29 protein-coding genes are annotated in these 25,345 nt (G+C 40.9%); 5 read left to right on the plus strand and 24 right to left on the minus strand.

The window, feature by feature from the left end:
* Window positions 1-19: 19 nt before the first annotated feature.
* The 8 genes from V6D42_RS05615 to V6D42_RS20315 form a co-directional block, all read right to left on the minus strand.
* Complete coding sequence (locus V6D42_RS05615) at window positions 20-1,270, minus strand: Y-family DNA polymerase (RefSeq protein ID WP_333512629.1); 1,251 nt, start codon at window positions 1,268-1,270, stop codon at window positions 20-22.
* The gene (locus tag V6D42_RS05620) at window positions 1,263-1,556 is read right to left on the minus strand and encodes a YolD-like family protein (RefSeq protein ID WP_333513123.1); all 294 of its coding nucleotides are present in this window, start codon (window positions 1,554-1,556) and stop codon (window positions 1,263-1,265) included. Before V6D42_RS05620 ends, V6D42_RS05615 begins: the two co-directional genes overlap by 8 nt.
* Window positions 1,557-1,908: 352 nt before the next feature.
* Window positions 1,909-3,198 carry a Na+/H+ antiporter NhaC family protein gene (locus tag V6D42_RS05625; RefSeq protein ID WP_333512630.1) on the minus strand — a complete coding sequence of 430 codons (1,290 nt, stop codon included), beginning with the start codon at window positions 3,196-3,198 and terminating at the stop codon, window positions 1,909-1,911.
* Between the two features lie 773 nt (window positions 3,199-3,971).
* Entirely contained in the window at window positions 3,972-4,166 is a 195-nt protein-coding gene (locus tag V6D42_RS05630) for a hypothetical protein (RefSeq protein ID WP_333512631.1), read from the minus strand.
* Between the two features lie 205 nt (window positions 4,167-4,371).
* The gene (locus tag V6D42_RS05635) at window positions 4,372-4,905 is read right to left on the minus strand and encodes a GNAT family N-acetyltransferase (RefSeq protein WP_333512632.1); all 534 of its coding nucleotides are present in this window, start codon (window positions 4,903-4,905) and stop codon (window positions 4,372-4,374) included.
* A 139-nt stretch (window positions 4,906-5,044) separates the two neighbouring features.
* Window positions 5,045-5,263 carry a hypothetical protein gene (locus V6D42_RS05640; RefSeq protein WP_333513146.1) on the minus strand — a complete coding sequence of 73 codons (219 nt, stop codon included), beginning with the start codon at window positions 5,261-5,263 and terminating at the stop codon, window positions 5,045-5,047.
* 260 nt (window positions 5,264-5,523) lie between these two features.
* Window positions 5,524-6,363 (minus strand): SMI1/KNR4 family protein, encoded by an 840-nt coding sequence (locus tag V6D42_RS05645; protein WP_333512633.1) that lies wholly within the window; start codon window positions 6,361-6,363, stop codon window positions 5,524-5,526.
* Between the two features lie 256 nt (window positions 6,364-6,619).
* A complete protein-coding gene (locus tag V6D42_RS20315) occupies window positions 6,620-6,667 on the minus strand; it encodes a hypothetical protein (protein WP_442893208.1) in 48 nt (15 codons plus the stop codon).
* A gap of 441 nt (window positions 6,668-7,108) precedes the next feature.
* Between V6D42_RS20315 and V6D42_RS05650 the strand changes: the two genes are divergently transcribed.
* Window positions 7,109-7,369 (plus strand): hypothetical protein, encoded by a 261-nt coding sequence (locus tag V6D42_RS05650; protein ID WP_333513124.1) that lies wholly within the window; start codon window positions 7,109-7,111, stop codon window positions 7,367-7,369.
* 428 nt (window positions 7,370-7,797) lie between these two features.
* Here V6D42_RS05650 and glnA read toward each other — a convergent pair whose 3' ends face one another.
* From glnA to spoVK, 5 genes are all read right to left on the minus strand, one after another.
* Entirely contained in the window at window positions 7,798-9,132 is a 1,335-nt protein-coding gene (glnA, locus tag V6D42_RS05655; protein WP_010334346.1) for a type I glutamate--ammonia ligase, read from the minus strand.
* Between the two features lie 57 nt (window positions 9,133-9,189).
* Entirely contained in the window at window positions 9,190-9,597 is a 408-nt protein-coding gene (gene glnR / locus V6D42_RS05660) for a transcriptional repressor GlnR (RefSeq protein ID WP_010334345.1), read from the minus strand.
* Window positions 9,598-9,706: 109 nt separating this feature from the next.
* On the minus strand, window positions 9,707-10,972 hold the full coding sequence (locus V6D42_RS05665) for a methionine gamma-lyase family protein (RefSeq protein ID WP_333512634.1): 1,266 nt from the start codon (window positions 10,970-10,972) through the stop codon (window positions 9,707-9,709).
* A 17-nt stretch (window positions 10,973-10,989) separates the two neighbouring features.
* Window positions 10,990-12,252: a GTPase HflX gene (gene hflX / locus V6D42_RS05670; RefSeq protein ID WP_333512635.1), complete on the minus strand. Its 1,263-nt coding sequence runs from the start codon at window positions 12,250-12,252 to the stop codon at window positions 10,990-10,992.
* Between the two features lie 130 nt (window positions 12,253-12,382).
* Complete coding sequence (gene spoVK, locus V6D42_RS05675; protein WP_333512636.1) at window positions 12,383-13,351, minus strand: stage V sporulation protein K; 969 nt, start codon at window positions 13,349-13,351, stop codon at window positions 12,383-12,385.
* A 970-nt stretch (window positions 13,352-14,321) separates the two neighbouring features.
* Between spoVK and V6D42_RS05680 the strand changes: the two genes are divergently transcribed.
* Window positions 14,322-15,089 (plus strand): N-acetylmuramoyl-L-alanine amidase, encoded by a 768-nt coding sequence (locus V6D42_RS05680; RefSeq protein ID WP_333512637.1) that lies wholly within the window; start codon window positions 14,322-14,324, stop codon window positions 15,087-15,089.
* 66 nt (window positions 15,090-15,155) lie between these two features.
* On the opposite strand, the gene V6D42_RS05685 is transcribed toward V6D42_RS05680, so the two are convergent.
* The 10 genes from V6D42_RS05685 to V6D42_RS05730 form a co-directional block, all read right to left on the minus strand.
* Window positions 15,156-15,776: a hypothetical protein gene (locus V6D42_RS05685; RefSeq protein WP_010334339.1), complete on the minus strand. Its 621-nt coding sequence runs from the start codon at window positions 15,774-15,776 to the stop codon at window positions 15,156-15,158.
* 48 nt (window positions 15,777-15,824) lie between these two features.
* The gene (gene nrdF / locus V6D42_RS05690) at window positions 15,825-16,814 is read right to left on the minus strand and encodes a class 1b ribonucleoside-diphosphate reductase subunit beta (protein WP_010334338.1); all 990 of its coding nucleotides are present in this window, start codon (window positions 16,812-16,814) and stop codon (window positions 15,825-15,827) included.
* A gap of 17 nt (window positions 16,815-16,831) precedes the next feature.
* Window positions 16,832-18,934, minus strand: coding sequence for a class 1b ribonucleoside-diphosphate reductase subunit alpha (gene nrdE / locus V6D42_RS05695; RefSeq protein ID WP_333512638.1), 2,103 nt, complete (start codon window positions 18,932-18,934; stop codon window positions 16,832-16,834).
* Window positions 18,894-19,286 carry a class Ib ribonucleoside-diphosphate reductase assembly flavoprotein NrdI gene (gene nrdI / locus V6D42_RS05700; protein ID WP_333512639.1) on the minus strand — a complete coding sequence of 131 codons (393 nt, stop codon included), beginning with the start codon at window positions 19,284-19,286 and terminating at the stop codon, window positions 18,894-18,896. The genes nrdE and nrdI overlap by 41 nt, the downstream gene beginning before the upstream one ends.
* A gap of 232 nt (window positions 19,287-19,518) precedes the next feature.
* Window positions 19,519-19,749, minus strand: coding sequence for a hypothetical protein (locus V6D42_RS05705; RefSeq protein WP_024121497.1), 231 nt, complete (start codon window positions 19,747-19,749; stop codon window positions 19,519-19,521).
* Between the two features lie 81 nt (window positions 19,750-19,830).
* A complete protein-coding gene (locus V6D42_RS05710) occupies window positions 19,831-20,103 on the minus strand; it encodes a YmzC family protein (protein ID WP_333512640.1) in 273 nt (90 codons plus the stop codon).
* A 137-nt stretch (window positions 20,104-20,240) separates the two neighbouring features.
* On the minus strand, window positions 20,241-21,791 hold the full coding sequence (gene amyS / locus V6D42_RS05715) for an alpha-amylase (protein WP_333512641.1): 1,551 nt from the start codon (window positions 21,789-21,791) through the stop codon (window positions 20,241-20,243).
* A 169-nt stretch (window positions 21,792-21,960) separates the two neighbouring features.
* Entirely contained in the window at window positions 21,961-22,182 is a 222-nt protein-coding gene (hfq, locus tag V6D42_RS05720) for an RNA chaperone Hfq (protein ID WP_003221097.1), read from the minus strand.
* A 39-nt stretch (window positions 22,183-22,221) separates the two neighbouring features.
* Window positions 22,222-23,166, minus strand: a complete 945-nt coding sequence (gene miaA / locus V6D42_RS05725; protein ID WP_326328573.1) for a tRNA (adenosine(37)-N6)-dimethylallyltransferase MiaA — start codon at window positions 23,164-23,166, stop codon at window positions 22,222-22,224.
* Window positions 23,167-23,266: 100 nt separating this feature from the next.
* On the minus strand, window positions 23,267-23,644 hold the full coding sequence (locus V6D42_RS05730) for a YmaF family protein (protein WP_326328615.1): 378 nt from the start codon (window positions 23,642-23,644) through the stop codon (window positions 23,267-23,269).
* 126 nt (window positions 23,645-23,770) lie between these two features.
* On the opposite strand from V6D42_RS05730, the gene V6D42_RS05735 reads away from it, so the two are divergent.
* The 3 genes from V6D42_RS05735 to erbB all read left to right on the plus strand — a co-directional run bounded on the left by V6D42_RS05735 (window position 23,771) and on the right by erbB (window position 24,862).
* Window positions 23,771-24,022 carry a hypothetical protein gene (locus V6D42_RS05735; RefSeq protein ID WP_326328571.1) on the plus strand — a complete coding sequence of 84 codons (252 nt, stop codon included), beginning with the start codon at window positions 23,771-23,773 and terminating at the stop codon, window positions 24,020-24,022.
* Window positions 24,023-24,177: 155 nt separating this feature from the next.
* Window positions 24,178-24,495 (plus strand): SMR family multidrug efflux transporter EbrA, encoded by a 318-nt coding sequence (erbA, locus tag V6D42_RS05740; RefSeq protein ID WP_333512643.1) that lies wholly within the window; start codon window positions 24,178-24,180, stop codon window positions 24,493-24,495.
* A 13-nt stretch (window positions 24,496-24,508) separates the two neighbouring features.
* Window positions 24,509-24,862 carry an SMR family multidrug efflux transporter EbrB gene (erbB, locus tag V6D42_RS05745; RefSeq protein WP_333512644.1) on the plus strand — a complete coding sequence of 118 codons (354 nt, stop codon included), beginning with the start codon at window positions 24,509-24,511 and terminating at the stop codon, window positions 24,860-24,862.
* Window positions 24,863-24,874: 12 nt separating this feature from the next.
* Here the strand turns inward: erbB and V6D42_RS05750 are convergent, their stop codons facing one another.
* The gene (locus V6D42_RS05750) at window positions 24,875-25,330 is read right to left on the minus strand and encodes an OsmC family protein (protein WP_010334327.1); all 456 of its coding nucleotides are present in this window, start codon (window positions 25,328-25,330) and stop codon (window positions 24,875-24,877) included.
* Window positions 25,331-25,345: the final 15 nt, after the last annotated feature.

Genomic DNA, 25,345 nt, shown 5'->3' on the forward strand with positions numbered 1-25,345 from the left:
AACAATCCAGTATTTATATTTATGATTGATGTCCACCAGTAAGCCCAGCTCTGTAAAGCGCAGTTCCTGCAGGTGTGTAAGAAACTGCTCTTAGTATCGCTTTCGATCCGTATTTGCTTCTAATTCCATCCATAACGAATCCAAGCTTTCTTCTCTTCTCGTTATCCACTTCAAATAAACTCAACTGCTGATGAACATCATCCTCAATATTTGATAACGTAACTGAGATACTTCTCACTGTTTTATCCGAGTAAAACTTATTAAAAAGCATCAAGCAGCATTTATAAATATCCATCGTGATATTTGTGGGAAGATCAATTGTTTTGGATCGATGGAATCCACCACCAAGCTCATCCTTGCTGTATCCAATTCCAAGGCTGATTGTTCGACCAACTTTATTGTGTGTACGCGCCCTTCTTGCGACTTCCTCACAAATCTCTAACAGAACAGCCTTAATCTCTTCTCTCCTTGTATAATCCCTCAGTAAAATCTGACTCTTACCGAAACTAATCTGACCCTGCATCAACGGAGCACCTATTTCAGATAAATCGATTCCATGAGCATGATAATACAACTGGTTCCCCATTATTCCAAATTTCTTCTCAAGTAGCTCTATAGGAAATTTGGCTAACTGACCTACAGTCGATATTCCCATCCGATTTAGGTTTCTTTCCATCCTCCCTCCTATCCCCCACATTTTAGACAAAGGTCGAACCTTCCAGAGTTTATTTGGCACATCTTCATATCTCCAACGTGCAATACCACTCTTTGTTTTCTTACTCTCCAGGTCAAGCGCAAGCTTACTGAGCAACATATTATCTCCAATGCCTACTGTGCACATCAAACCAAATTCTCTCCACATGCTGTTTTGGATTGCTTTGGCCATTTCTTCAGGATCTTCTTTTCCTGCATCTAAAAAAGATTCATCAATTGAATACGTATGGACACATTTCTCAGGAACAAATCTGTAAAACAGCTTTGTAATCTCAGTCGAAACTCTGATGAAAAGCTTCATTTGCGGATTTACAATGTGTATTCTTGGATCTTCAGGTATCTCAAATAGTCTCGACCCTGTTTTGATTCCAAAATCTTTTTTAAGTGCAGGAGATGCAGCTAACACTACACTTCCCTGTCTCTCCGTATTCCCTACAACAGCAAGATAGCATGTTAAAGGGTTTAAACCCATTGTGACAGCCGATACAGAAGCATAAAAGGATTTCATATCGACACAAAGTATATTCTTACGTGGAAATTGTGAGTAATCAATCATTGTATGTAACTCCTATGATGTTATTCATGTTGATATAAACTGTATTGTCGTTCTGATCTTTAACGTGTAGCTTTTGTTCCTCAAAATTAATGTAATGGACTCTGCCGGTAACATTTTCAACGAATCCGTTGTTAAAAAGCTTGAATACCAGCTCTTTATTTAATTCAAGTGCTTCAGAAACAAGAATATCCATCTCTTCAATTTGTTGAGCGTCTAAGGACGGCTTTTCAATTTTTGATACATCAAGTAAGTCTTGTTTAAGCTGTGTTAAGTGTTCTGGGAGCATCATTGATGTCCATTTGATTGTCCCTCGATCTCTAAGCAATTAGGCTCACTCCTTTATTGATCTAATATTAACAGAACGAATGTTCTCTATTCAATATAAATAGGAACAAAAGTTCGATGTAAATGTTGGTAATACTATTTCCTATCTAAAGACACAAAAAATAACAAGGGCGCAAAACCCTTGTTATTTTTTGTGTGGCCGGAGGGACTGGTTATTCACCCACTAGGCCCTCAACATAATAAATTATGAAAGCTTTTTATTACAATCTCTATCTTTCTTTTTATCATTTCTATATGTTTTGACGCATTATAGATTAAAAAAGAAAAAGATACCGTTTGGTACCTTTTTTTCTTTATTTCTTATTTCTTGTGAATTTTGGTAGACCGAATATAATGGCTATGATGCCGCAGAACCCGATTAAAACAGGATAGAAAGAGTATGGCAAGATGCTGACAGGCGAAATATTTCCAAACTTCCCAGCTGATAACATCTGCGCCCCATAAGGAATTAGGCCTTGTACCACGCAGGAAAAGATATCTAAGATACTTGCCGACTTTCGATTGTCGATTTTAAATTCATCAGAGATATTTTTGGCAATCGGCCCAGCTGCAATAATAGCAATCGTATTATTGGCAGTAGCTAGGTTCGTAACGCTGACCAATCCGGCAATACCGGCTTCAGCACCTTTTTTCGAATGGATTCTTTTAGAAATAAACCTCAGTAAAAAGTCAATCCCTCCATTTTGTTTCATAATGCCAACCATTCCACCAATTAACATGGAAAGGATAATAAGATCAGACATTCCGGCAATTCCATCCGTAATTGATTTAAAATAGGACTCAAGCGTCAAGCTGCCGCTTGCAAACCCTATAATTCCTGTTAAGATCAATCCGCCAAAAATGACAGCCACCACATTAAAACCAATTAACGCAAAGACTAACACGGCAACATAAGGAAGGACTTTAAACCAGCTGTAGGATTCAGCTCCGATATGTCCTACATGTCCTGCCGGTATAAAAAATAATAAAATGACAGTTATGATAGCAGCAGGCAAAACGATCAAAAAATTCGTTTTAAATTTATCCATCATTTGTGTTTTTTGTGACCGTACTGCCGCGATGGTTGTATCCGAAATAAAAGAAAGATTATCTCCAAACATAGCTCCCCCGACAACAGCTGCAATAGCGATTGCAGTGGGCAAGCCAAGCTCTCCGCTCAAACCGGCGCTAATTGGAGTAACTGCTGCAATCGTCCCCATTGATGTTCCCATCGAAACAGAAATAAAACAAGCAATGATAAAAAGCCCTGGCAGTATAAACTGCTGCGGAATAATGCTCAAAGCAAGGTTGACGGTTGAGTGTACCGCTCCCATCGCCTCAGCTGCAGAAGCAAAAGCACCTGCTAATATAAAGATGATAACCATCATAATAATATCAGGATGTCCCGCACCGGAAGCAAACCATTCTATTTTTTGATTGAGCGATTGCTTCTGGTTAAATAAAAGCGCAAAAGCAGATGCTATAATAGCTGCAATCAATATTGGCAATTTATAGAAATCTCCAGTCAATACACCGGAGCCGACAAAAAGCCCTACAAATAATACTAGTGGCAATAGCGCCCAAGGATTTCCATTTTGTTTCATCTAAGTAGCCACCTCTAATTTCAATATCTAAGCCGTTAAACACAGTCTTAGCAACATTCCATACTTTAAAAGGCTACAGTAAAAAAGTCAAGCGGGAAAATAGTATAATAATTATTAAATTAATAACAGAAATGAAAGAAGGATTTTTCAAGGAGAGGAAAAAACACACCTCATCCACAGATTATTTGGAAGATCATATACAAATAAGGTTAGGTCTACTTAGATTAAAAACCGAGCAAGCCCTTGGATGGGCAGTTTTTTCGGGATGACCATCCTCGCTTTCATGGCAGTACAGATGCTATTTAACAAGCAACCGAAGACCCTACATTACGCAAATTGATATTCGTAAAGTTCGTGACAACTAACAAAAAAGTTTCAGAGATTGAGTAATACTCGGCAAAAGACAGTGATTTACTTGATGAATGAAAAAGTGTTTGAAGCATATTACAAGTGGTTTAAAAGAAAAGCAACGAATTGTTTATTTCGGCCTGTTTAAGGAAGCTATGAAACTATTTGCAAATTGGACAAGAATCAGAAAGGAAATTGATCTGACTGTAATACGTCTATAATGTATACTGGGTTCAAAATGGAAGACATACTCATAGAAAAGAGAACTGACCGAGGACGACAGAAAACAGTAGAATCAACAGTTATGAGATGAAATCGATATAAATTAAAACAGCTGCACCTAATTGGTGCAGCTGATTATTTATGTATCACTTACTGTCATTTCTTTTTGAATTTATTTCTCATTGTCAGCTAAACCGTATTTTTTAAAAATGAATATTCTGAAAAAGTGAGATGGTCAGAAGTAGTGTTGATAGGGTACCGGCAGCCATTAAAGTTATTATTTTTCGTCCGTTTTTCCCTTTACCATTCTCTTTTGAAGATTTTACTATCTCTCGGGATACCGCACTCCATATAACTATAGATACTATAGCTACGATGGAAATCATTTCTGTAGACATATTTAAGCCTCCTTCATTTATGATTTGATTTTCTCTAATTTTAACATATATCATTCCATTAAATAGTCTTTTCTGATTTAGACAGATGTCAGCCTTCTGGTATTGCCACTGTTACCAGAGCCGAGGTGCGCCAACATCTACTATTGCTTTATGGATAAAACGATTATTTTATTTGGAACAGGACTTTATCGATGACCAAGTGTTATCATCCATGATTCAGTTCAAATTCTTCACTTGTCATCCCAAAGCAAATACCATCATAATAAGCTCCTTTAGTGAAAATGATATTTCTTAGTTGTCCCTCTTTCATGAAACCTAATTTTTCATGCAAACGCATGGATGGATTATTAAAAGAATATACAGTTATATTTACTTTTTGATAGGCTAGCTCTAAAAAGAAAAAGCGAAGAACCATCAAGATCATTTCTTTGGCGTATCCTTTACCTCTATATGGCTCAAATACAGCCAGATAATAATCAAAGGTACCATTTTTCCTGTCACAATCAAAGGTTTCAATCATACCAACGATATTATTATCTCTATCAACTGCAATAAAACGGAATTCATCTTTTTCCAATTGTTCTTCTATCCATTCTCTCATTTTATTAGCTGAACGAGGAAAATGGAGCGAGTCCATATTACGTAGAATTTCATCATCTAAAGATTCAAATATAACGATATCTTCAGGTTGAATCGCTCGTAGTGTAAGATTTTCCCCTGTCCAATAAGTAACTGCCATTTTACCTTTTCCTCCGTTCATCTTCATATTTTGCTTCAGTTTTCCGAATTTCCTCTAATAAATTTACCAACATAAAATTGCTCCTTATTTTTATTACTTCGTCAAAACCCATGATTGAAAAAGCTCCCTTAGCGAGAGATTAACCATCATATGTAATTTTTCTCACATAATCTTCCCAATCTTCATTCTCATCCCAATTTTCTTTTGCTTCTTCAAGCTCTTCCATAAAAAATTGCAGAAAGTTACCTGCAACCGTTTCTTTATTTAGCCAAGGGAGAGTTATTTCCTTACCTGTAAATGGCTTTCTGGTCTCATCTAATTTCTTTGCATTAGTTAAAAATTCATTTTTAATGATCAATCTATGTCTACTAATATTTCCGAGTTATCTTTGAGTAACCAGAAAGTCTGTCCTTCTTTATTAATCTTACCCAAAAAGTCTCCGCCTAGGTACTAAAAATAAAACTTACATTTCATTTCGACAAGAGAAATGGAGTGTATCTCTCCGCTATTTCTCACGTATGGATTCACTCGAAAAAATCACTAGTACCATGTAAGGGAAAGGATCATGATCACCGAAAACCCTTTGTGGCTATCTTTTTTACATGGTGAGTTTATAATTTACAAAAAGTCTTTAAGTTGATCTAATATAATCTCAGTATCTTCATTTCTGGACTTTCCTAACGCCTGAGCAGCTTCTTGAACCATAGTTTTTAAATTATTCGACTTTATTTGGTGTGAGTATGAAGAAACAACCGACATCAATACGTCAGCCAATTCAAAAGCCATGTCACCTTCTGCCCCTATGGAATTATGTTTAATATTGTTCAGCAACCACTCTAGGTCTTCAACACTTTGGATTGGAAAAAGAGAAATCCTATGATTCTCTATAGGGTTCTTATTAGCCAGAATTTTTTCGACTTCTTCCTTCTGAATAGCATCCGGATCATCTGAATTAATACTATAAATTTGATCAAACTCTGCATTTTCGTCATCCTGAACTTCTTCGTACTCATGTATATAGAGTTTAGATAAAAATTCACCAAATGAATCTGAAATCTTAAAGTCTTTATTTAATTCAAAGTCAAAGTAATGAACAGGTGGATTTTCATTAGTTTGGCGATAATCTAAAGCAACCCAATTATGTCCATCCCCCTGTATTAACAATAATCTTTGTGGTAGACCCCACTCTTTTATTAGATATTCACTTTCTAAGATCCCCAGATCCTTTCCTATTCCTCTAATATGATCAACTTCAATATGGTCGTCTGCCCAAGATGTTTCCTGATCTGTTGGGAACGCATTAAAATGAATCAATCCACCATTTTGTTGAATGATCAATTTCTTATATGCTTCGGGCAAATTCAATTTCAACTTTTTTTCGATCTTTTTTATTTCTTCTTCTCTAATGTCTTTTAACCTAAAAGGATCATAATCACTGTTCTTCCAAATCTTACTCATTGTTATTTACCTCCTATGAGCTATGTGATTCTCTAAGACTTATACCTAATTAAATTTGGAAAGTTCCATTAAAGTTGTGATAAAAAAACAGGCGTTGGTGATTTTTCACTTTTGAGATGTGGCTTGAAACAGGCATGACAAAAGATGAAACACCGGGTTACAAAGGAAAGGTATCGGCTTTCCTTTTTATACTGTCAGGTTCTAAAATATAGTTTCTAAAAGAACCTGCATTAATCCATGCATTTGTATAAGGCTTTCACTCTTTGAAATTAGGCATTGAACCCGCTCTTAAAGCCTGAGACACAACGTTAGTACAGTCTCCATTTTTATAATTTTTATTTGAGACAAAGCATAATTGTCAGCGTATTCCTTGGCTTTCCAACGTTTATATCCTTTTACAGCAGATGCAGATGCAGAGACTTCCGACCCGTTGATCTTTTCTGATTCAGATTTTTGTCGCGTTGACAGTTCCTTTTTTTTTTTCAATTTCTTGCTTGTGATTCTTTATATTTGACGAATCGTCACCTTCATTCTCATAATGAAGCGTAGAAGTTTTGTCTTAGATACCACTTTGCTTTCTGATGGAAGACTTTGTTTCTTGGAAGCATTATTATCCTGTATCTACTTTTTCTTCACCAAAAACAAAGTTTCTCTCTAACAATATAGGCCGCATAGGAGGAAAAATAAAAAAAGGATCAAAACATTGCTATCTATTTTAGCAACAGTATTAATCATATTAATTTTAATGCCTTCCCTTTCCCCAGTTTTGTTCTATACTTCTTCAGAAGAAGGAGCCATAAGACACGAAATCTATAAAATGGGATACCCCTATCAAAGCTATTTCACAATCCTTCAAAAAAGGGAAAGTGACAAATCATCAGGAAGTCTTTATTCTTTGATGTTATTTAATGCTTGGAAAAATGAAACTGGTCAAACTCCTTATCTCTGTTATTCAAAGAAAGTAACAGAGGACGAATACAAAGTCGATTGCGGAACAGCACCTTAATTAGTTAAAGGCCCCTCTCTATGAGAGGGGCTTTTTCCACCATTTTTATGTTACATTAAACTATTCAGAAGCAATCAATCTATACTAGGAATTAACAAATAATATATTCCTGATTTCTAATCCACATGAGGGGTTACATTATATTCTGTCCTGAGTTTAATTTTTAAATCTTTTGTTAAACTTTTTACCTAAATACAACCTTCCAGACGCATTATTACTATCAATCAACGGTTGGCCATGCCCTCCGTAGCACTCATGCTGTTTGTTCAATGAATATTTACGAGGATTATATCTCCACAATTATGGAGTAATTTTTATTGTTTTTTTGTGGGTGTTTTGTGGGCACTCTATGATTTATATTAAGCTATTAAAATTGTTAACTAATCAAAAAAATCCCCTGACACCAATAGTGCCAAGGGATTGAAAGATTAATACTGAGACATATACTGTTCGCGTTCCCAAGGATGTACTTGCGTGCGGAACATATCCCACTCGATTTCTTTTGCTTCGATGAAGTGCTCGAATAGGTGCTCGCCCAGGGCTTTGACCATCACTTCGTTTGATTTGAATTCGTCTAACGCTTCAGCCAGTGTTGCAGGCAGGTCGACGATTCCGTTTTCCATGCGCTCTTCTTTGCTCATCACATAGATGTTGCGGTCGATTGGAGCTGGCGCTTCTAGTTTGTTTTTGATTCCGTCTAAACCTGCAGCAAGCAAGACGCTAAGTGCAAGGTACGGATTCGCAGCTGGATCTACGCTGCGCACTTCAACACGTGTGCTGATGCCGCGGGAAGCCGGGATACGAATAAGCGGGCTTCTGTTTTGCGCGCTCCATGCAACGTAGCAAGGTGCTTCATAGCCAGGAACAAGACGTTTGTAAGAGTTTACTGTCGGATTTGTTACTGCTGTAAAGCTTGTTGCGTGCTTCACGATACCTGCAATGAAGTGTTTCGCTGTTTCACTTAACTGAAGATCAGCGTTTGCATCATAGAATGAGTTAACACCATCTTTGAAGAGTGATAGATTGCAGTGCATACCTGAACCGTTCACACCGAATAATGGTTTTGGCATAAATGTCGCATGCAGACCGTGTTTGCGGGCAATGGTTTTAACAACTAATTTAAACGTTTGGATGTCGTCACAAGAGCGGACGGCACCCGCATATTTGAAGTCGATTTCGTGCTGGCCAGGCGCTACCTCGTGGTGAGATGCTTCAATTTCAAAGCCCATCTCTTCCAGTTCAAGAACGATATCGCGGCGGCAGTTTTCTCCCAGGTCAGTTGGAGCTAAGTCGAAATATCCGCCTTTGTCGTTTAGTTCAAGCGTCGGCTCGCCTTTTTCGTCTAATTTGAATAAGAAGAATTCAGGCTCAGGTCCAAGGTTGAAATCACTGAAGCCCAGGTCTTCCATTTCTTTCAGAATCCGTTTTAAGTTGTTTCGCGGGTCACCTTCGAAAGGTGTGCCATCCGGATTGTAAATATCACAGATGAAACGTGCTACTTTACCTTTTTCAGCTGTCCATGGGAAGATAACAAATGTATTTAGATCAGGATACAGGTACATATCTGATTCTTCGATGCGAACGAAACCTTCAATGGAAGATCCATCAAACATGACCTTATTATCAAGTGCTTTTTGAAGCTGGCTTACAGGAATCTCAACGTTCTTGATTGTTCCAAGAATGTCGGTAAATTGCAGGCGGATGTACTTGACGTTTTCCTCATTTACTAATTTTACGATATCTTCTCTTGTGTACTTTGCCATTTCGTAAAACTCCTCCTCTAAAAGGTAAATGTATATAGCAAAACAGTTGCTAACGGATTAATGAAAGAAGCGAGACATGTCGCCTTGACGGAATGTATTTCCTCTTTGGAACCGGCCGGCTTGCATAAGCTCGTTTTTCAGGAGCTGTCTCAGTTCGTCATCAGACAGATCATGTTTCATTGGTTTCTTTGTCTTTTCATTTTGTTTCTGTTCCGGCTCGGCCGATGCTTTCGCCAGAATTTGTTTAATTCCTGCCATATTTACACCTTGTTCAATCAGGTGTTTAATTTCTAACAGTTTATCTACATCGTGAAATGAGAATAATCGTCTATTTCCTTCGCTTCTAGCTGGAAATATCAGTCCATTTTCCTCATAATACCGAATTTGTCTTGCTGATAATTCGGTCAACTGCATGACAATTCCTATTGGAAATAAAGGCATTGAGCGGCGAATATTATCACTCATCTCAATTTCCTCCTTTTCTTAACTTAGTTTCATTATAGGTGATGTTATATTTTGTGTCAACAACATGTAAGGATTCTTAACATGAAATTCAGTGAAAATTTGAAACTATTCAAATTAATTTCTTATCCATTAAAGAATCCACTGCACTGCATATGGCATTTTTCACGTGCGCATAGGTTAATCCTCCCTGAACATACGCTACATACGGAGGGCGGATAGGGCCATCAGCTGATAATTCAATGCTTGCTCCTTGTATAAATGTGCCCGCTGCCATAATCACATCGTCCTCGTATCCGGGCATGTAGCTCGGATACGGAGTTACGTGAGCATTGATAGGCGACGCATATTGAATCGCCTGACAAAAGGCAATCATCTTTTCTCTGTCGGAGAACTCTACAGATTGAATTAAGTCTGTTCTTTTCGCGTCCCAGCTCGGGTTAGATGTGAACCCCAGTTTTTCAAGAAATCTGGCTGTAAACACCGCTCCCTTTAAGCTTTGAGATACAACATGAGGTGCCAAAAAGAAACCTTGGTACATTTCCTGGAGCGAGTAAAGCGACGCTCCGGCTTCCCGGCCGATGCCCGGTGAAGTCATACGATATGAACAAGCCTCGATCCATTCAGATTTCCCAACGAGGTACCCGCCTGTTTTGGCTAGACCGCCTCCCGGATTTTTGATAAGAGATCCCGCCATGAGATCAGCGCCTACATGACAAGGTTCAAGCTCTTCTACAAATTCTCCATAACAGTTGTCCACAAAAACAATAAGGTTTTCATTGATTTCCTTTACAAAACGGATCATTTCTTTAATTTCACTAATTAAGAAAGAAGGACGATTGGCATATCCTTTTGAGCGCTGAATGCCGATCACCTTTGTCTTCGGATTGATAGCTGCAGCGACAGCATCGTAATCTACTTTTCCGTCTTCAGTCAGGTCAACCGCATTGTAGCCGATTTGGAAATCCTTTAGCGATCCAGAATTTTCTCCGCCTCTGACGCCGACAATTTCTTCTAACGTATCATACGGCTTGCCTGTGATATAAAGCAGCTCGTCCCCCGGTCTGAGGACACCGAATAAAGCAATGGAAATCGCATGTGTGCCGGATATAATTTGGGGCCTGACAAGCCCAGCTTCCCCTCCAAACACATCTGCATAAATGCTTTCAAGTGTGTCCCTTCCGATGTCATCATAGCCGTATCCTGTAGACGGCGTAAAATGAGTGTCGCTGACCTTGTGTTTTCTATAGCTTTGAAGCACTCTCCATTCATTGCGTTCACTGATTTCTTCTATTTGTTTATGAGCGGCGGCAATTTCCGACTCCACTTCCATTGCTGTTTTTTTTAATAAATCTCCGTGTGTTAAAGTTTCGAACATGTCCTTGTATTCCCTTCTTACATATACTTCTTCAATTCACCGATGATGCTTTGCTCTTCTTGTACATATCCTGATATGTCGTACTGTTCGTTTTCTTCATTAAAATAAAAACGGTCAACCATCGTTTCGGATTTGATTCTGGAGAGAAGCTTGCCTTCACCTGCCGGTACCTGCGCTTCAAAAGGCGTTAGCAGCTCTTGGCGCAAATAACGCTGGATGGCTTCTTTAAACTTTTCAGTATCCTCCTCAAATCTCGCACTGACCATGATATGATTCTTCCCAACGGACGGGATAAAGTCAGGCTGCTTTTGATCGTGTTTATTGTAAGCCGTCAGCACCGGGATATCATCTGCTTCAAGCTCTTCCAGCAAGCGAAGCACCGTTTTTTCGTGCCCTGCGTAATCCTCATTTGAGGAATCAATCAGATGCAGAATCACATCCGCTTCTTTTACTTCTTCAAGCGTTGAGCGGAATGCAGCGATCAGGGTCGTCGGAAGATCTTGGATAAATCCGACCGTATCTGATAGGAGCACGCTGTAGCCGCTTGGCAGCACCATTTTTCTGGTCATAGGATCCAGTGTGGCGAACAGAAGGTCTTCTTCATAGCTGTCAGCGCTTGTCAGGCGGTTAAACCACGTTGATTTCCCCGCGTTCGTATACCCGACAAGAGCGATTTGCAGCACACCGTTTTTCTTTCTTCTTTCACGGTAGCGGCTTCTATGGCGAATGACGGCGGATAACTGCGTGTTAATTTCGTGAATGCGATTTCTAATATGGCGGCGGTCGGTCTCCAGTTTTGTTTCCCCCGGTCCTCTCGCGCCGATCCCTCCGCCTTGCCGGGAAAGGTTGATCCCCTGTCCCGTCAGACGCGGGAGCGCATACTGCAGCTGCGCCAGCTCAATTTGAAGCTTTCCTTCCCGTGTTCTTGCTCTTTTCGCGAAAATATCTAATATCAATTGCGTGCGGTCGATGATTTTCACTTCAATCGCAGTTGCCAAGGACTTTAGCTGACTTGGTGACAGTTCATCATTAAAAATAAGGAGATCGGCTTCAAGCTCTTCAACGAGCGCCTTCAGCTCTTCAACCTTCCCTTTCCCTATATATGTAGCTGCGTCAGCCCGGTTTCTTTTTTGCGTGACGCTGGTCAATACCGTTCCTTCTGCTGTTTTTGTGAGTGATGCAAGCTCTTCCATGGAATTTTCAAAATGCTCATCTGTGATATGCGGCAGCTGACATCCGACTAAAATGGCCTTTTCCTGTAATGTCTCTTGTTCGTTCAAATGGATGTTCCTTTCTTTTGCATATTGGGCAGTAGTATTATCATACCAAACCCTGCATGTGTATACCACAAAACGATTCCTGCGAAAAGCAAGAAATACATTAGAAAAAAGACCTCTCACAGCAAGAGGTCTATACCGAGCCAGCAGCGTCTTCTTTTATTGAAAGATCTTGGCTTTTAATGGTCATCAAATCGCTTTTTAAGTATTGGTCGCCCATTAGAAGTCTCATGGCTTGCGCTCTGATCGATTTTTCAATGACATTTCTGACAAAACGGCCATTGCTGAATTTAATGGGACTTGTTGTGCTTTTGATTGTCATTAAATAATCCTTTAATTTCCATTCAGCTTCCTGACTGAGCTGGTATTCCCGTTCTGCGATCATTCGTTTCGCAATTTCCATAAGCTGATTGACGGAATAATCCGGAAAGTCGATGGAGATGGGAAATCTGGATTGGAGACCGGGATTCAATGATAAAAAATGCTCCATTTCCCGTGAATATCCGGCAAGAATTAAAATGAATTCATGCTGTTTGTCTTCCATGTGCTTCACGAGCGTGTCAATCGCTTCTTTCCCAAAATCCTTTTCGCCGCCTCTTGCAAGAGAATAGGCTTCGTCTATAAATAATATGCCGCCTAATGACTTTTTGATTAAATCCCTCGTCTTTTGGGCGGTGTGGCCAATGTATTCCCCGACCAAGTCAGCACGTTCCGCTTCGATCAGGTGACCTTTAGACAGTACGTTCATTTCAAAGAACAGCCGGCCGATAAGCCGTGCAACTGTCGTTTTTCCAGTTCCCGGATTCCCTTTAAACATCATATGAAGCGCTTGCTTTCCCACCTTTAAGCCTTGCTCCGCACGTTTTTGATTGACAAAAATCCATGCGTATATTTCCTTAATGTTCCGTTTCATTTCCTCCATTCCAACCAGTGTGTTCATCTCTTTTTCTATTTCCTTCAAAATGCCGTGCTTAGCTTCGTTTTTTTGCAAAGCGGCTTGGTACTCCGCTTCTGCCTCAGCATTTGTCAGCACCTGCTTTTGTCCGTTAAGAATAATGTTGATCTGTCCGTTGTTTTTATAAGTCACAGCGCGCTCCAACATTTTCACCTCTCAATTCTCTCTATATGATATTCAAGCGTATGCCTTATGTGACAAACGCCTATCATGTGTCGAAACAAATGCTTTTTTTCGGGAACAATGGGGAATCCTGCGCTTTCCCGAGAAATACTTTATTTCTTATTGTATTCACGGACACAGGGTGGACAAACCAAGAGATTTTATTTTCAGCAAATTTGTTAGAACACACAGCTTTGAAGGTGATATTTCTTCGATGTATAAACCTCCGTCAGTATATTCTCGATGCTTCCTCTGTTATTTTTATTTGTAAAACAGTATATTGCGGCAGATATGCTTGTGATGAGCTGATGAATTTGTGAATCATCAGATATATGAAAGTATAACGTGTTCCCTTTTCACTTCAGTAGGTTGACTTGAAAGTGTTCCAGTCTGCATAACAGCGTTTACTTCAACAGCTAAGCTTCTCTTACTGTTCGTCAATTGTGACAGCTTTTCTTTTGATCCGTCGATTTGATTTCTCCCTCACCTACATAAACATTCATATCATCAATTGATGAGAGGTGAGAGAATCGTCATTTTATCCTCAGTATTTACGTGATGAAGGAATTGCTGTATTCCACTTTTCGCAACGATATCCTAAACCGATTGTCGGTATAAAAAGCAGCTACAGCTTCCCTTTTCATTCGACCGGTGTGTCTAAGAAACCTTCCTTGTCTAACATCGAAATAAAATCACTCATTCTTTCCTTATAATCTTTGTCCGGCACTTGGTATCTCGCCTTTAACAGCAAAGAATCCCGAAATGGAGGATCGCACCATAGCTGTGTAAAAAAAGCAGACTTTTAGCAACCTTCCTGTCGCATCCTGTTGATTTGTGCGCTTTCCCGAGAAATAATTTTACGTGTAACAGGGGTTATTTCCTCATTTTTCAGCCGGATGATAATCGTACAAGCAGACGCCGTCTTTTTTCATATCCTGTAATGAGGTGATGGAGAATGGTTAAAATTTTTATTGATCCAGGTCATGGCGGGTCCGACCCAGGCGCAACAGGCAATGGTCTTCAAGAAAAAACGTTAACCCTGCAAATCGCTTTAGCTTTACGCACGATATTGACGAATGAGTATGAGGGTGTCACTGTGCTGCTGAGCCGGACAAGCGACCAATATGTCAGCCTAAGCGACCGGATAAATGCTGCAAATAACTGGGGAGCAGATTTCTTTTTATCCATTCACATTAATGCCGGGGGCGGAACAGGTTTCGAAAGCTACATTTATCCTGGAGTCGGAGCACCGACAACGACTTATCAATCGGAGATTCACTCTGAAGTCATACAAGCTGTCGACTTTTCCGACCGCGGCAAAAAAACAGCAAACTTCCACGTATTAAGGGAATCCTCAATGCCTGCCCTGCTTACGGAAAACGGTTTTATTGATACGATTACAGATGCGAACAAGCTTAAAACGAGCAGCTTTATTCATAGCTTGGCAAGAGGACATGCAAACGGGTTGGAGCAAGCCTTCAGCCTTCAAAAGACATCCGACTCAGGATTATATAAGGTTCAAATTGGCGCTTTTAAGGTCAAAGCAAATGCGGACAATCTTGCAAGCAGCGCAGGCTCTAAGGGCTTTGACGCCATTGTGCTCTTGAAGGACGGATTATATAAGGTGCAGATCGGCGCATTTTCCTCCAAAGATAATGCTGACGCCCTTGCCGCCAGAGCAGATAAAGCCGGGTTTGACGCTGTGGTCATCCAAGAGTCATAATATTATTGCAGACGAGCATGCCTGATAAAAAAAACCCGGTTCCTCTTCATGAGAAACCGGGTTTTTTTATTCAAGAATATCAACCACAAATTGCGACCATGTTTCCAGTCGGTTATAAATGTCTGTTTGTTTTAGTTCCGAAATTTTCATCCATTTACCCGCGATTTGCTCTTTCTCTTTGACTTCCACATGTGAGCCGGGCTTTAATTGAAGCGCAGATAGAATACCGATATGCACTTTACCGACACTGTTGTCATCATCATTGATCAAACCTAATGTGATAATAGCCTGCTTATCCTCTTCTTCGATTTGCAGTTCTTCATCAAGCTCCCGATCTGTGTTCAGCTTTAAGACCTCGGCAAAGGAAGCAGCTCCTTCAATATGATTCATATGGCCGCCAAAGCCAAGAGAAAGCTTATTGTGAAGACGTGATTCTCCGCCGCCAGCCAGCCGCTCATAGAGAAAAACTTCATCCTCGCGTTTAATGACGACATAAGGAATCGGCTGCTTATAATGAGGATCTTCTTCGGCGTCTCCCCTTCTCATTTCACGATAGGTCGCCTCAATTTGAGCCATAATTTCTGCTACTCGGGCATCTTCACTGTTTACGCCTTGAAAAGTCAATTTTTCTTTTTTAAACACTTCATCGCGCGGAGCGACCAAAATGATCTCGTCCATTTTTCCCATGATTACTGCGTCCTCCTATTTCAACCTTCAAGCCGAAAAGAGCAGATATTATATCTGCTCTTTTTCATCATCAAAGAAAAAGTCGTCGTCTTTGATCGGCTCAACGGTCGCCTTTTTGTACCCGTTCCCCTTCATGGAGAAGAAGTCATGTGATTTTGTTTTTGTATTTAATCCGTTTAAAACGATCGGATTAATATCTTCCTCTTCAAAGTACGCATCAAATCCCAGGTTCATCAGCGCTTTATTCGCATTATAGCGGATGAACTTCTTGACATCGTGTGAGAGTCCGACTTGGTCATATAAGTCCTCGGTATACTCAAGCTCATTCTCATAAAGCTCATTCAAAAGGTCAATGGCAAATTCGCGAAGTTCTGCCTTTGTCTCTTCTGTCTGCTTATTGTAAATTTCTTGAGCGAGAAGTCCGACATAAACACCGTGAATCGCTTCATCACGAAGGATCAGGTTGATGATTTCACCGCTTTGCATCAGTTTTCCTTGTCCGTAGAAATATAACGGATAATAGAAACCGCTGTAGAATAGGAAGCTTTCTAAATACACAGATGCAACCATGGCTTTGAACAGTGAAATCTCGTCATCTTTTTTAATCGCTTTGTAGAGTCCGACGATGATTTGCGCTTTTTTCTGCAAAAATTTGTTTTGTTTGACCCATTCGAATACTTCATTAATCGTTTCAGTCGGTGCCAGTGTCATGAAAATATTAGAGTACGATTTTGCGTGAACGGCGTTCTCCATCATCGCCATAAAATTCAGCACGGCTTTCCGCTGGTGGCCGTCTACGTGTTCAGCCACGATCGGCATTCCTGTATTTCCCTGCTCTGTATCAAGAAGAGTCAATCCGGCCAGTACCTTCATATACGTGTCTTGCTCGTTTTTCCCGAGGTACTTCCATGTGAGGAGATCGCCGTTTAAAGCAATCTCTTCCGGAAGCCAGAACTGTTTCACATTTTGGTTATAGAACATTTGGGTAAAGTCGTCTTCATGCTTTGACCAGTTTGCTGCGTCATAAATTTTCGTCACTATAAACTCTCCTTTAATCAAACAACACAAGAAAGGCAGCTGTCTTGCCCAGTATCTTTCGTTCTTGCATAGTAAATGGTTTTAATTCCTCTGTGATGTGCATACAAATCAATCCGGTTTAAATCACGAGTCGTCATTGTATCTTTTAGGAACAATGTAAAGCTGATTCCCTGATCAACGTGCTGTTGGATTGTCGCGATCATATCTACGACTTTGAACATATCCATATCATAGGCTTCTTTGTAGAAGAACCAGTTATTAGATGCAAGCCCAGGCATTGGGTAGTACGTTTTTGAGTTGCCGTATGTTCTTTCTTCAATCCGTTCCATAATCGGCATGACAGATGCCGTGCTTGATTGGACGTATGAAATCGAGCCTGTCGGCGCAATGCATAATCTGTAGCTGTGATACATGCCGTGTTCAGCGACAAATGCTTTTAATTGCTCCCAGTCTTCTGTCGTCGGGATATGCATACCTTCAAACAGATTTGCGATTTTTTCGTATTTCGGTGAGAAATCAGTTGAAACGTACTTATCGAAATATTCACCAGTTGCATAGGTTGATCCTTCATATTGATCAAACGTCTCGCCCTTCTCTTTTGCGATCTCCGCAGAACGCTGGATAGAGTAGAAGTTCACCATCATAAAGAATGTGTTCGCAAAGTCGCGCGCTTCTGGACTTTCATACGCGATGCCGTTTTGCGCAAGGTATCCGTGAAGGTTCATCGCGCCGAGACCGATTGATTTCATCGCTTTGTTTGCCCGTCTTACAGCAGGCGCATTACGGATATCAGTCGTTTCAGATACGTGAGTTAAAGAATCAGTCGCAAGCTTAACAGTCTTTTCGATCGATTTGTGCTCCATCACGTTGAGAATGTTAAGCGATCCCAGGTTGCAGGAAATATCCAAACCGATTTCATCTTCTACATCGTAGTCTGTGTAAGAAGAAACCTGAGATGCCTGCAGCACTTCGGAGCAAAGGTTAGAAAATTTCACCTTTGAAATATGGTTATTCGCATGTACTTTGTTGACATTATCCTGGAACATGATGTATGGATAGCCTGATTCAGAACGAAGCACCGCCAGTTTTTCAAGCAATTTCCGCGGGTTGATTTTCTCTTTTTTCACCCGAGGGTTGTCGACAAACTTGTCGTACATTTCATTCATGTCCATTTCGTCCATGTGCTGTCCGTACTCTTTATAGATGGTATGCGGATAGAATACATAAGCCGCTTTGTCCTCACGCGCAAGCTCAACGAACTTGTCCGGAATGACTACACCGATAGAAAGTGTCTTGACGCGCACATCCTCGTCGGCAGAAATCTTTTTCGTATCGAGAAAATCATTGATATCGCGATGGAAAATGTTTAAATACGCCGCGCCAGATCCTTGTCTTTGTCCCATTTGGTCAGCATATCGGAACGCGTTATCAAGAAGCTTCATGACACCTACAACGCCTTTTGTGGCATTCTCAACATCTTTGATGGCTTCACCTTTTGCGCGAAGCTTGGACAGGTTAAGAGAAACCCCGCCGCCCAGTTTAGAAAGCTGCATGGAAATATCGATCGCTCTTGAAATGTCGTTTAAAGAATCATTGACTTCGAGCAAGAAGCAGCTCACAAGTTCGCCGCGGCGTTTTCTGCCGGCATTCAAAAATGTCGGTGTGCTCGGCTGATATTCCTGATTGATCATCAGGTGCACATATTCCTTTGCTTTCTCAGTGTCGCCGTTTGCAAAGAACAGCGCAACAATTGAGATCCGGTCCTCATAACGCTCGAGGATTCTTTTCTTGTCATTCGTTTTCAAAGCATAGTCATTATAGAATTTAAACGCACTCATGAAGGAAGGAAAACGAAACTTCTTTGCGTAAGCTGTCTTAAACACTTCTTTAATGTCTTCAAAAGAATAAAGGCTTAAGAACTCCTCTTCGTAGTATTGATTTTCAATCAAATAATCCAGTTTCTCTTTTAAATCGTGAAAGTACACTGTGTTTTGATTGATATAGTCTACAAAATAGCTATGTACAGCCTCTTTATCCTTATCAAACTGGAATTTTCCATCTTTTTGGATCATGATTTCGTTATTTAACTGGATCCATTTTGGCACTTGATTTTGTGACAACTCTTTCTACCTCCTGAGTAAACAATTCAACGTCTTTAGATGTGCCGCTGAGTTCAAATTTGTGCAAAATCGGCACCTGATATTGTCTTGAAATGGTATCAGCGCTTTTTGCAAAGTTATCGCCCCATACTTTGTTGCCGCTCGCAGCGACTGCTAATAAGAGATGGGCGTATTTTTCGAGAAATGATTGTGTTGATGCCGGTACCTGACCGAAGTTTGTCGTGTAGGTGACCAAAACAAACGGAGTGTCCACGTGGTCCATTTCGTCCACCTTGCGTATCTGCTGAAAGCCTGTTTTATTCACAAACCGCTGAACATTCCCTGTTTTCGAATCAAATATGATTTGTACCACGTTTTATCACGACCTATCAAAAAATATGAATCTCTCAACCACTAACACTATATATAGTATACTACCCTCTGACAAAAACACAATATATAGATTCGTTTTAATGAAAAATTCATATTTTCTCTCTGGCACCCTCATCAGGGCCCAAAAAAGAGAGCAGAACGAGAATCATCTCTCATCCTACTCGAAGTGTCGTTTTTAAGCCGATGTATATCATAACACGAAAAAAAACTGCTTAGTAGTCTAGATTTTTTTTTCTTATACTGTCACAGCATTTTTCGCTTTCGACAGTTTCTTCTATTTCTGCGTCAGCGCCAATTTCTTCTAAAACTGCCTTCAATGCGCTTATAATTGAGGCTTCTCTGATTAATTCTTTTCCATTAACAATAATACTCGTTCCATATTCATAGCAGGAATCGTCTTCACAGATTTCTTCCCAGTGATTGACAATAATCTTATGTTTCATCATTTCACCCTCTGTATGTTCTGTGTCAGTATTCAGTTTAGCGGCCTGCGTCTGCTTTGTAAAATTCCATGCTTGTGAATTTTATTCAAGCTCATCAGATGGATACTCTTTTTTAAGCTTTACCTTGTTATCAGCCTCATTATACTCATAAATTTCTATATTGTTGTCATTTACAATTCCAAAATGGTTATTTTCGAGCGGAAATGAGCTTGGCTGGGGCGTTTCATAAGATTCTCCGCTATCTGTTTCAATCACTGTTTCATCTCTCCCGCACGCACCAAACAATAAGAGCACAGCAATCCAGACAAGTACAATTCTGATTCGTCTTAACTCTGCTTCGAATTCAGAAAACATTCGTTAACTCCCCTAACATTCAAATTTTTTACATTATATACATTTCACCCCTTTTTATGTTCTCATTATCAAGTAGACCACGCAAGATTAAATAAACAAGAGAGGCTGCTGTGCTAGTTTCTCAGCCCCTCTATTTCTTACTTCTGTACATAAATAGATACTGAACCCCCATTTACATGAAACTCTCCCCATCCATCAGAACCAATCGTAACAGGAGCGGAGCGGTTCCCAGTGATGTCATACCATGTCTCGCCGGCATTTTGCTTCCCGACGTACATCCTCTTTGACCCGCCGGGACCGTCTGTGATTAAAGCGGCCAATCCTGATTGGGCGGCGGATTGATCACCTTCCCTCGTCCAGCCAATCACATCCTCATGATCAAAATAATCATGCTGGGTCCCGTATGCATAAAGTTTACGTGCTTTCAAAATGGGTTCTATTTTATTTTTGAGCGACGGAATTTCCCTTGACGATGAACCCTTTGTTCCATACATATCTCCATAGAAAACCTGCGGGTAACCAGTCTCTCTCGTTAATATAAAGGCATACGCGAGCGGCTTAAACCATGTTTGTACAGTCGACTCCAAAGATTGCCCCGGCTGTGTATCATGATTTTCCACAAAGGTTACCGCTTGCATAGGATGCTTCGCTACGACAGTGCCATCCAGCAAATGTCTCATATCATAGCCGCCCCCTTGTGAGGATGCAGCCTGCAAATGATAATGAAGCGGGACATCAAAAACGGATTGCTTAAAATCAGTTTTATTCAAATAGTTTTCAAGCTCGTTCAGGTCATTTTGCCAATACTCTGCAACTGTAAACATTTCCTTTCCTGTTGATTGCCTGACTGCCTTTACCCAATCACTCAGAAACGAAAATTTAATGTGTTTAACAGCGTCGAGCCGAAAACCGTCGAGTTGAAGCTCGTTCGCATACCAGGTACCCCATCTTTTTGTTTCTGCAACAACATCCGGATGATCATAGTCGACGTCTGCATACATCAAATAATCGTAGTTGCCCTTTTCCCTGGATACTTCCCAATCCCATGCCTTTCCATCCCCTTGAAATTTATAGATGCGGTTCAGCTTTCGGGATTCGTCCCAATCTGCTCCGTCGAAATGATACCAATGCCACTTAAAATCGCTGTACGTGCTTCCGCGGCCTGGGTAATAAAAGCCTGTCCATGCTTTTATTTGATACTCTCCTGATATTTCCTGATTCCTATCGTTCGGATTCACTTCGACCGCTCTTACATCTTCCGTTGCATCCGCGCCCGCCTTATGATTCAAAACGACATCACCGTATACTTGGATGTTTTGCGAATGCAGGGAGCTGATCGCTGACTGAAGCTCATGCTTTGTGCCGTATTTTGTCCTCACCGTCCCTTTTTGCTGAAATTCTCCTAAATCGTACAAATCATATGGGCCATATCCATTGTCAGATTGACTCGTTCCTTTGTATGCAGGAGGAATCCATACAGCAGTGATTCCGATCTCAGATAAATGCCCCGCATCTTCTTGCAAACGTTTCCAATGTTGTCCGTCATTAGGCAGGTACCATTCAAAGTACTGCATCAGCGTGCCGTTTATGCTTGCAGCCCAAGTTTTAGATACCGGCAGCGCTACAAACAGCAGTGTTAACAAAACCACCAGGCCGCATGATACGGCACGTTTTTGTTTGTGAATCATTTTCCTCTCCCCTTTCCAGCATAATCACAAATCATTGTACCTTAATATAAAATTTACACAAATAACCAAATTCCTATATTTTTTGTAATCTCTAAAGGAGCTTCTGCGACACAAAAAACCTCGGGCTGAAAGCCCGAGGTTCTTCTATTTCGTTTTATCTTTGGATAGTCTATTCTAATTCAAGCTGGACGTTTTTTTGCGGTGCAAAAGTCGAGATCGCATGTTTATATATAAGCTGCTGCTTACCTTCCGATTCTAGCAATACGGTAAAGTTATCAAAGCCTTTCACCTGGCCGCGCAATTGAAAGCCGTTCAGTAAAAAAACAGTGACATACGTATTTTCTTTGCGGATTTGATTCAAAAACTGATCCTGAATATTAATCGGTTTCATGTTTCGTCCTCCTTGATTCTCTATATCATACAGTTTCGATTAAAGTTGCAGTTTTCCTGCTATATGTGTGAAAATTTCCTTTTTTTTCAGCTCCATATCAACAGGCGGTGTCATATCGAACCACTCAATCGGCATTTTGTTGCGAAACCACGTCAGCTGGCGTTTCGCATACCGTCTGGAGTTTTGCTTTAATTGCTCGACAGCCTCAAAAAGTGTCACAAATCCGTCAAAATATGCGTACAGCTCCTTGTAGCCGATCGCCTGTATCGATTGACAGTCTCTCAATTTTCGGTCGTAGAGCTGTTTCACTTCCGGAAGAAGTCCGGCTTCCATCATCAGGTCGACCCGCTGATTAATTCTTTCATAAAGCGTGTCTCTGTCCATTGTAAGCCCGATTAATACAGCATTGTACAGCAGCTCCCGCTTTTGCTCTTTTAAATGCTGCGACATCGTTTTACCAGATGTATGTAAAATCTCCAGTGCGCGAATCACTCTTCTTGTATTATTCGGATGAATCGCTTTTGCTGCCTCCGGATCAGCCGCAGCCAGCTTAGCGTGAAGGAATTCCGCCCCCTTCTGCACCGCAGCCTTCTGCATTTCTTCCCGAAACGCCGGATCGTTCGCCTCTTCCGTAAATGTATAATCGTAAAGGACGGATTGAATGTAAAGCCCCGTACCGCCGACAATCATCGGAAGCTTTCCTCTGTTTGCAATTTCGCTGATTTTATTTCTGACCAAGCCTTGATAATCCGCGGTGGAAAACGAATCTGCCGGATCTAGAATGTCAATCAGATGATGAGGCACACCTTCTGTCTCCTGTTCAGAGATTTTAGCTGTTCCGATGTCCATTCCTTTATAAACCTGCATGGAGTCTCCGCTGATAATTTCCGCGTTCAAAGCCTTAGCAAGCTGTATGCTTAAATTGGTTTTCCCCACTGCCGTTGGTCCGACTAATATGACAACGGGCTGTTTCTTATTTTTCACTATGTATCACTCTCTTTTACAAATCTCCCCCCATTATAGCATTCATCATATATAATCACCTATCCATTTTGCCCTTTTTTTGCAGCAGTAAACATCTCTTTTACCAGCCAAGAGGCTCATTTCCGACGATCTCCCGTGTCTTGCCTTTCAAATGATGGCGATGCGTCTTCCTGGTTTGATTTCGGGGATCGTACACAACGCCTCCGTAACGGATCTGAATCGGCTCGTTATAAGCGAGATAAGTGTTTTCTTCAATTTCGTGATAATGCGTACCGTCAGCCCGGGGAATGGCAGGGCCTGAGATCCCGTAATAGCGGTGAAAATGGCCATTTTCAAACGAAGTAATCCCAGTGAAATAGTGTGTATGGCGATCCGTATTCGTTCCGTTTGCCGGCTGAGTAAAACCTTCAATGATATGATAATGGCCCTCTTCACTGGTCGTTTTAGCACGATAAGCATGTACGTGAGGCGGCGCCATGGCCCAGTCAGATTGATACAGGCCCAATCAGTTCACTCTCCTTCTTTTTCAGCTGAACGCCCAATCAAATTTGGGTAGGCTGAATACACTGCATCATCTACACTTTATTATTGGAGGACAGAAAAAATGAACGAAATGGAACATTTCAGTGCTGAAAATGATGCAAGGATCTTTGGCAGACCAGGGTTCGGCTACGGCTTTGGACGGCCAGGTTTTGGATTTGGAAGACCTGGGTTTGGTTATGGCTTTGGACGGCCATTTGGATTTTACGGAGGACCTTTTTTTGGCGGGCTGGTAGGCGGACTTGTAGGAAGTGCTTTATTTAACCCTTATTTTTATGGCGGATATCCATATCCTCCGTACCCTTATTACTATTAAACCCGTCAGCCCCTTATAAAAGGGGTCTTTTTTATCCCCCGAACCTGAGTTAAAATGAATCTCTTGACTCATACATAGGTTTACACTAATATTTTTCTAGCTGATGATCTTTTCATTAACTTACATTTATCATATTTTGAGTGAGGGGGATTACGATGATGATCGGATACTTATTCCTCACAATTGCCATATGCTCAGAATCAATCGGAGCAGCCATGCTGAAAGTGTCAGACGGCTTCAAAAAGTGGAAGCCGAGTGCATTGGTCGTGATTGGTTATTCCCTTGCCTTTTATATGCTGTCGCTGACCTTAAACCGCATCCCTCTAAGCCTTTCATATGCGACATGGAGCGGCGTGGGTACAGTGCTGACGGCCGTGATCGGGGCGAAATTTTTCAAAGAAAAACTGAATGTAAATGGACTTATTGGAATTGGTCTATTAATTTCAGGTGTTGTGCTGCTTAATTGGCAGTAAGGGAGTGTTGTATATGAGAGGATTTCTTTATTTGGCTCTTGCCATATTATCTGAGGTATTTGGGAGCACAATGCTCAAACTCTCCGAGGGCTTTACACAATTCTGGCCTATTATCGGAGTGGCTGTCGGATTTCTGTCCGCTTTCACGTTTTTAAGCTTTTCTTTAAGAACCATAGACTTATCAAGCGCATACGCCACTTGGTCCGGTATCGGGACGGCGCTTACAGCGGTAGTCGGTTTTTTGCTTTTTGGCGAAACTGTCAGCTTGAAGGGTATATGTGGTCTCACACTCATCATTGCAGGCGTTGTGCTGTTAAATCAGTCAAAAGCCACTAATAAAGAAAAAAAGCAGACGGCCTGTCAGTGACCGTCTGCTTCTTTATGATTGCCCCGATATTTTCACAGAAGCTTCTAGCTGCAATTCGACGTTTCCTTGAATGGCTCGTGAGATCATGCAAGAAGACTCCGCTTTTTCACAAAGCTTGTGGGCTAACGCTACGTCTTCTTTTGAGGCATCGTGTCTGAGGACTACTGCGGGGCGGTGAATGATTTTTTTGTATGTAAAGATCCCTCTTGTCACATCGACTATGCCTTCTGATTCCATCTGCAGATCTTCCTTTTCCAGTCCGCTTCTTTCCATCATAGCAGCAAGAGTAATAATATAACAGGTTGCCGCTGCCCCGAGAAGCATTTCATCCGGGTTGGTCCCTTCCCCCGGTCCGTCCATTTCTTTAGGAATGGAAATAGACGTGATGAGATTGCCGCTTTCGATTGTGCCGACATCATTACGTTTTCCCGGCCAATTCGCTTTTAAATAAAAATGATGATCTGCCATATGATTGCCTCCTTC

This window comes from Bacillus sp. 0909A (assembly GCF_036765115.1).
GTDB lineage: Bacteria > Bacillota > Bacilli > Bacillales > Bacillaceae > Bacillus > Bacillus mojavensis.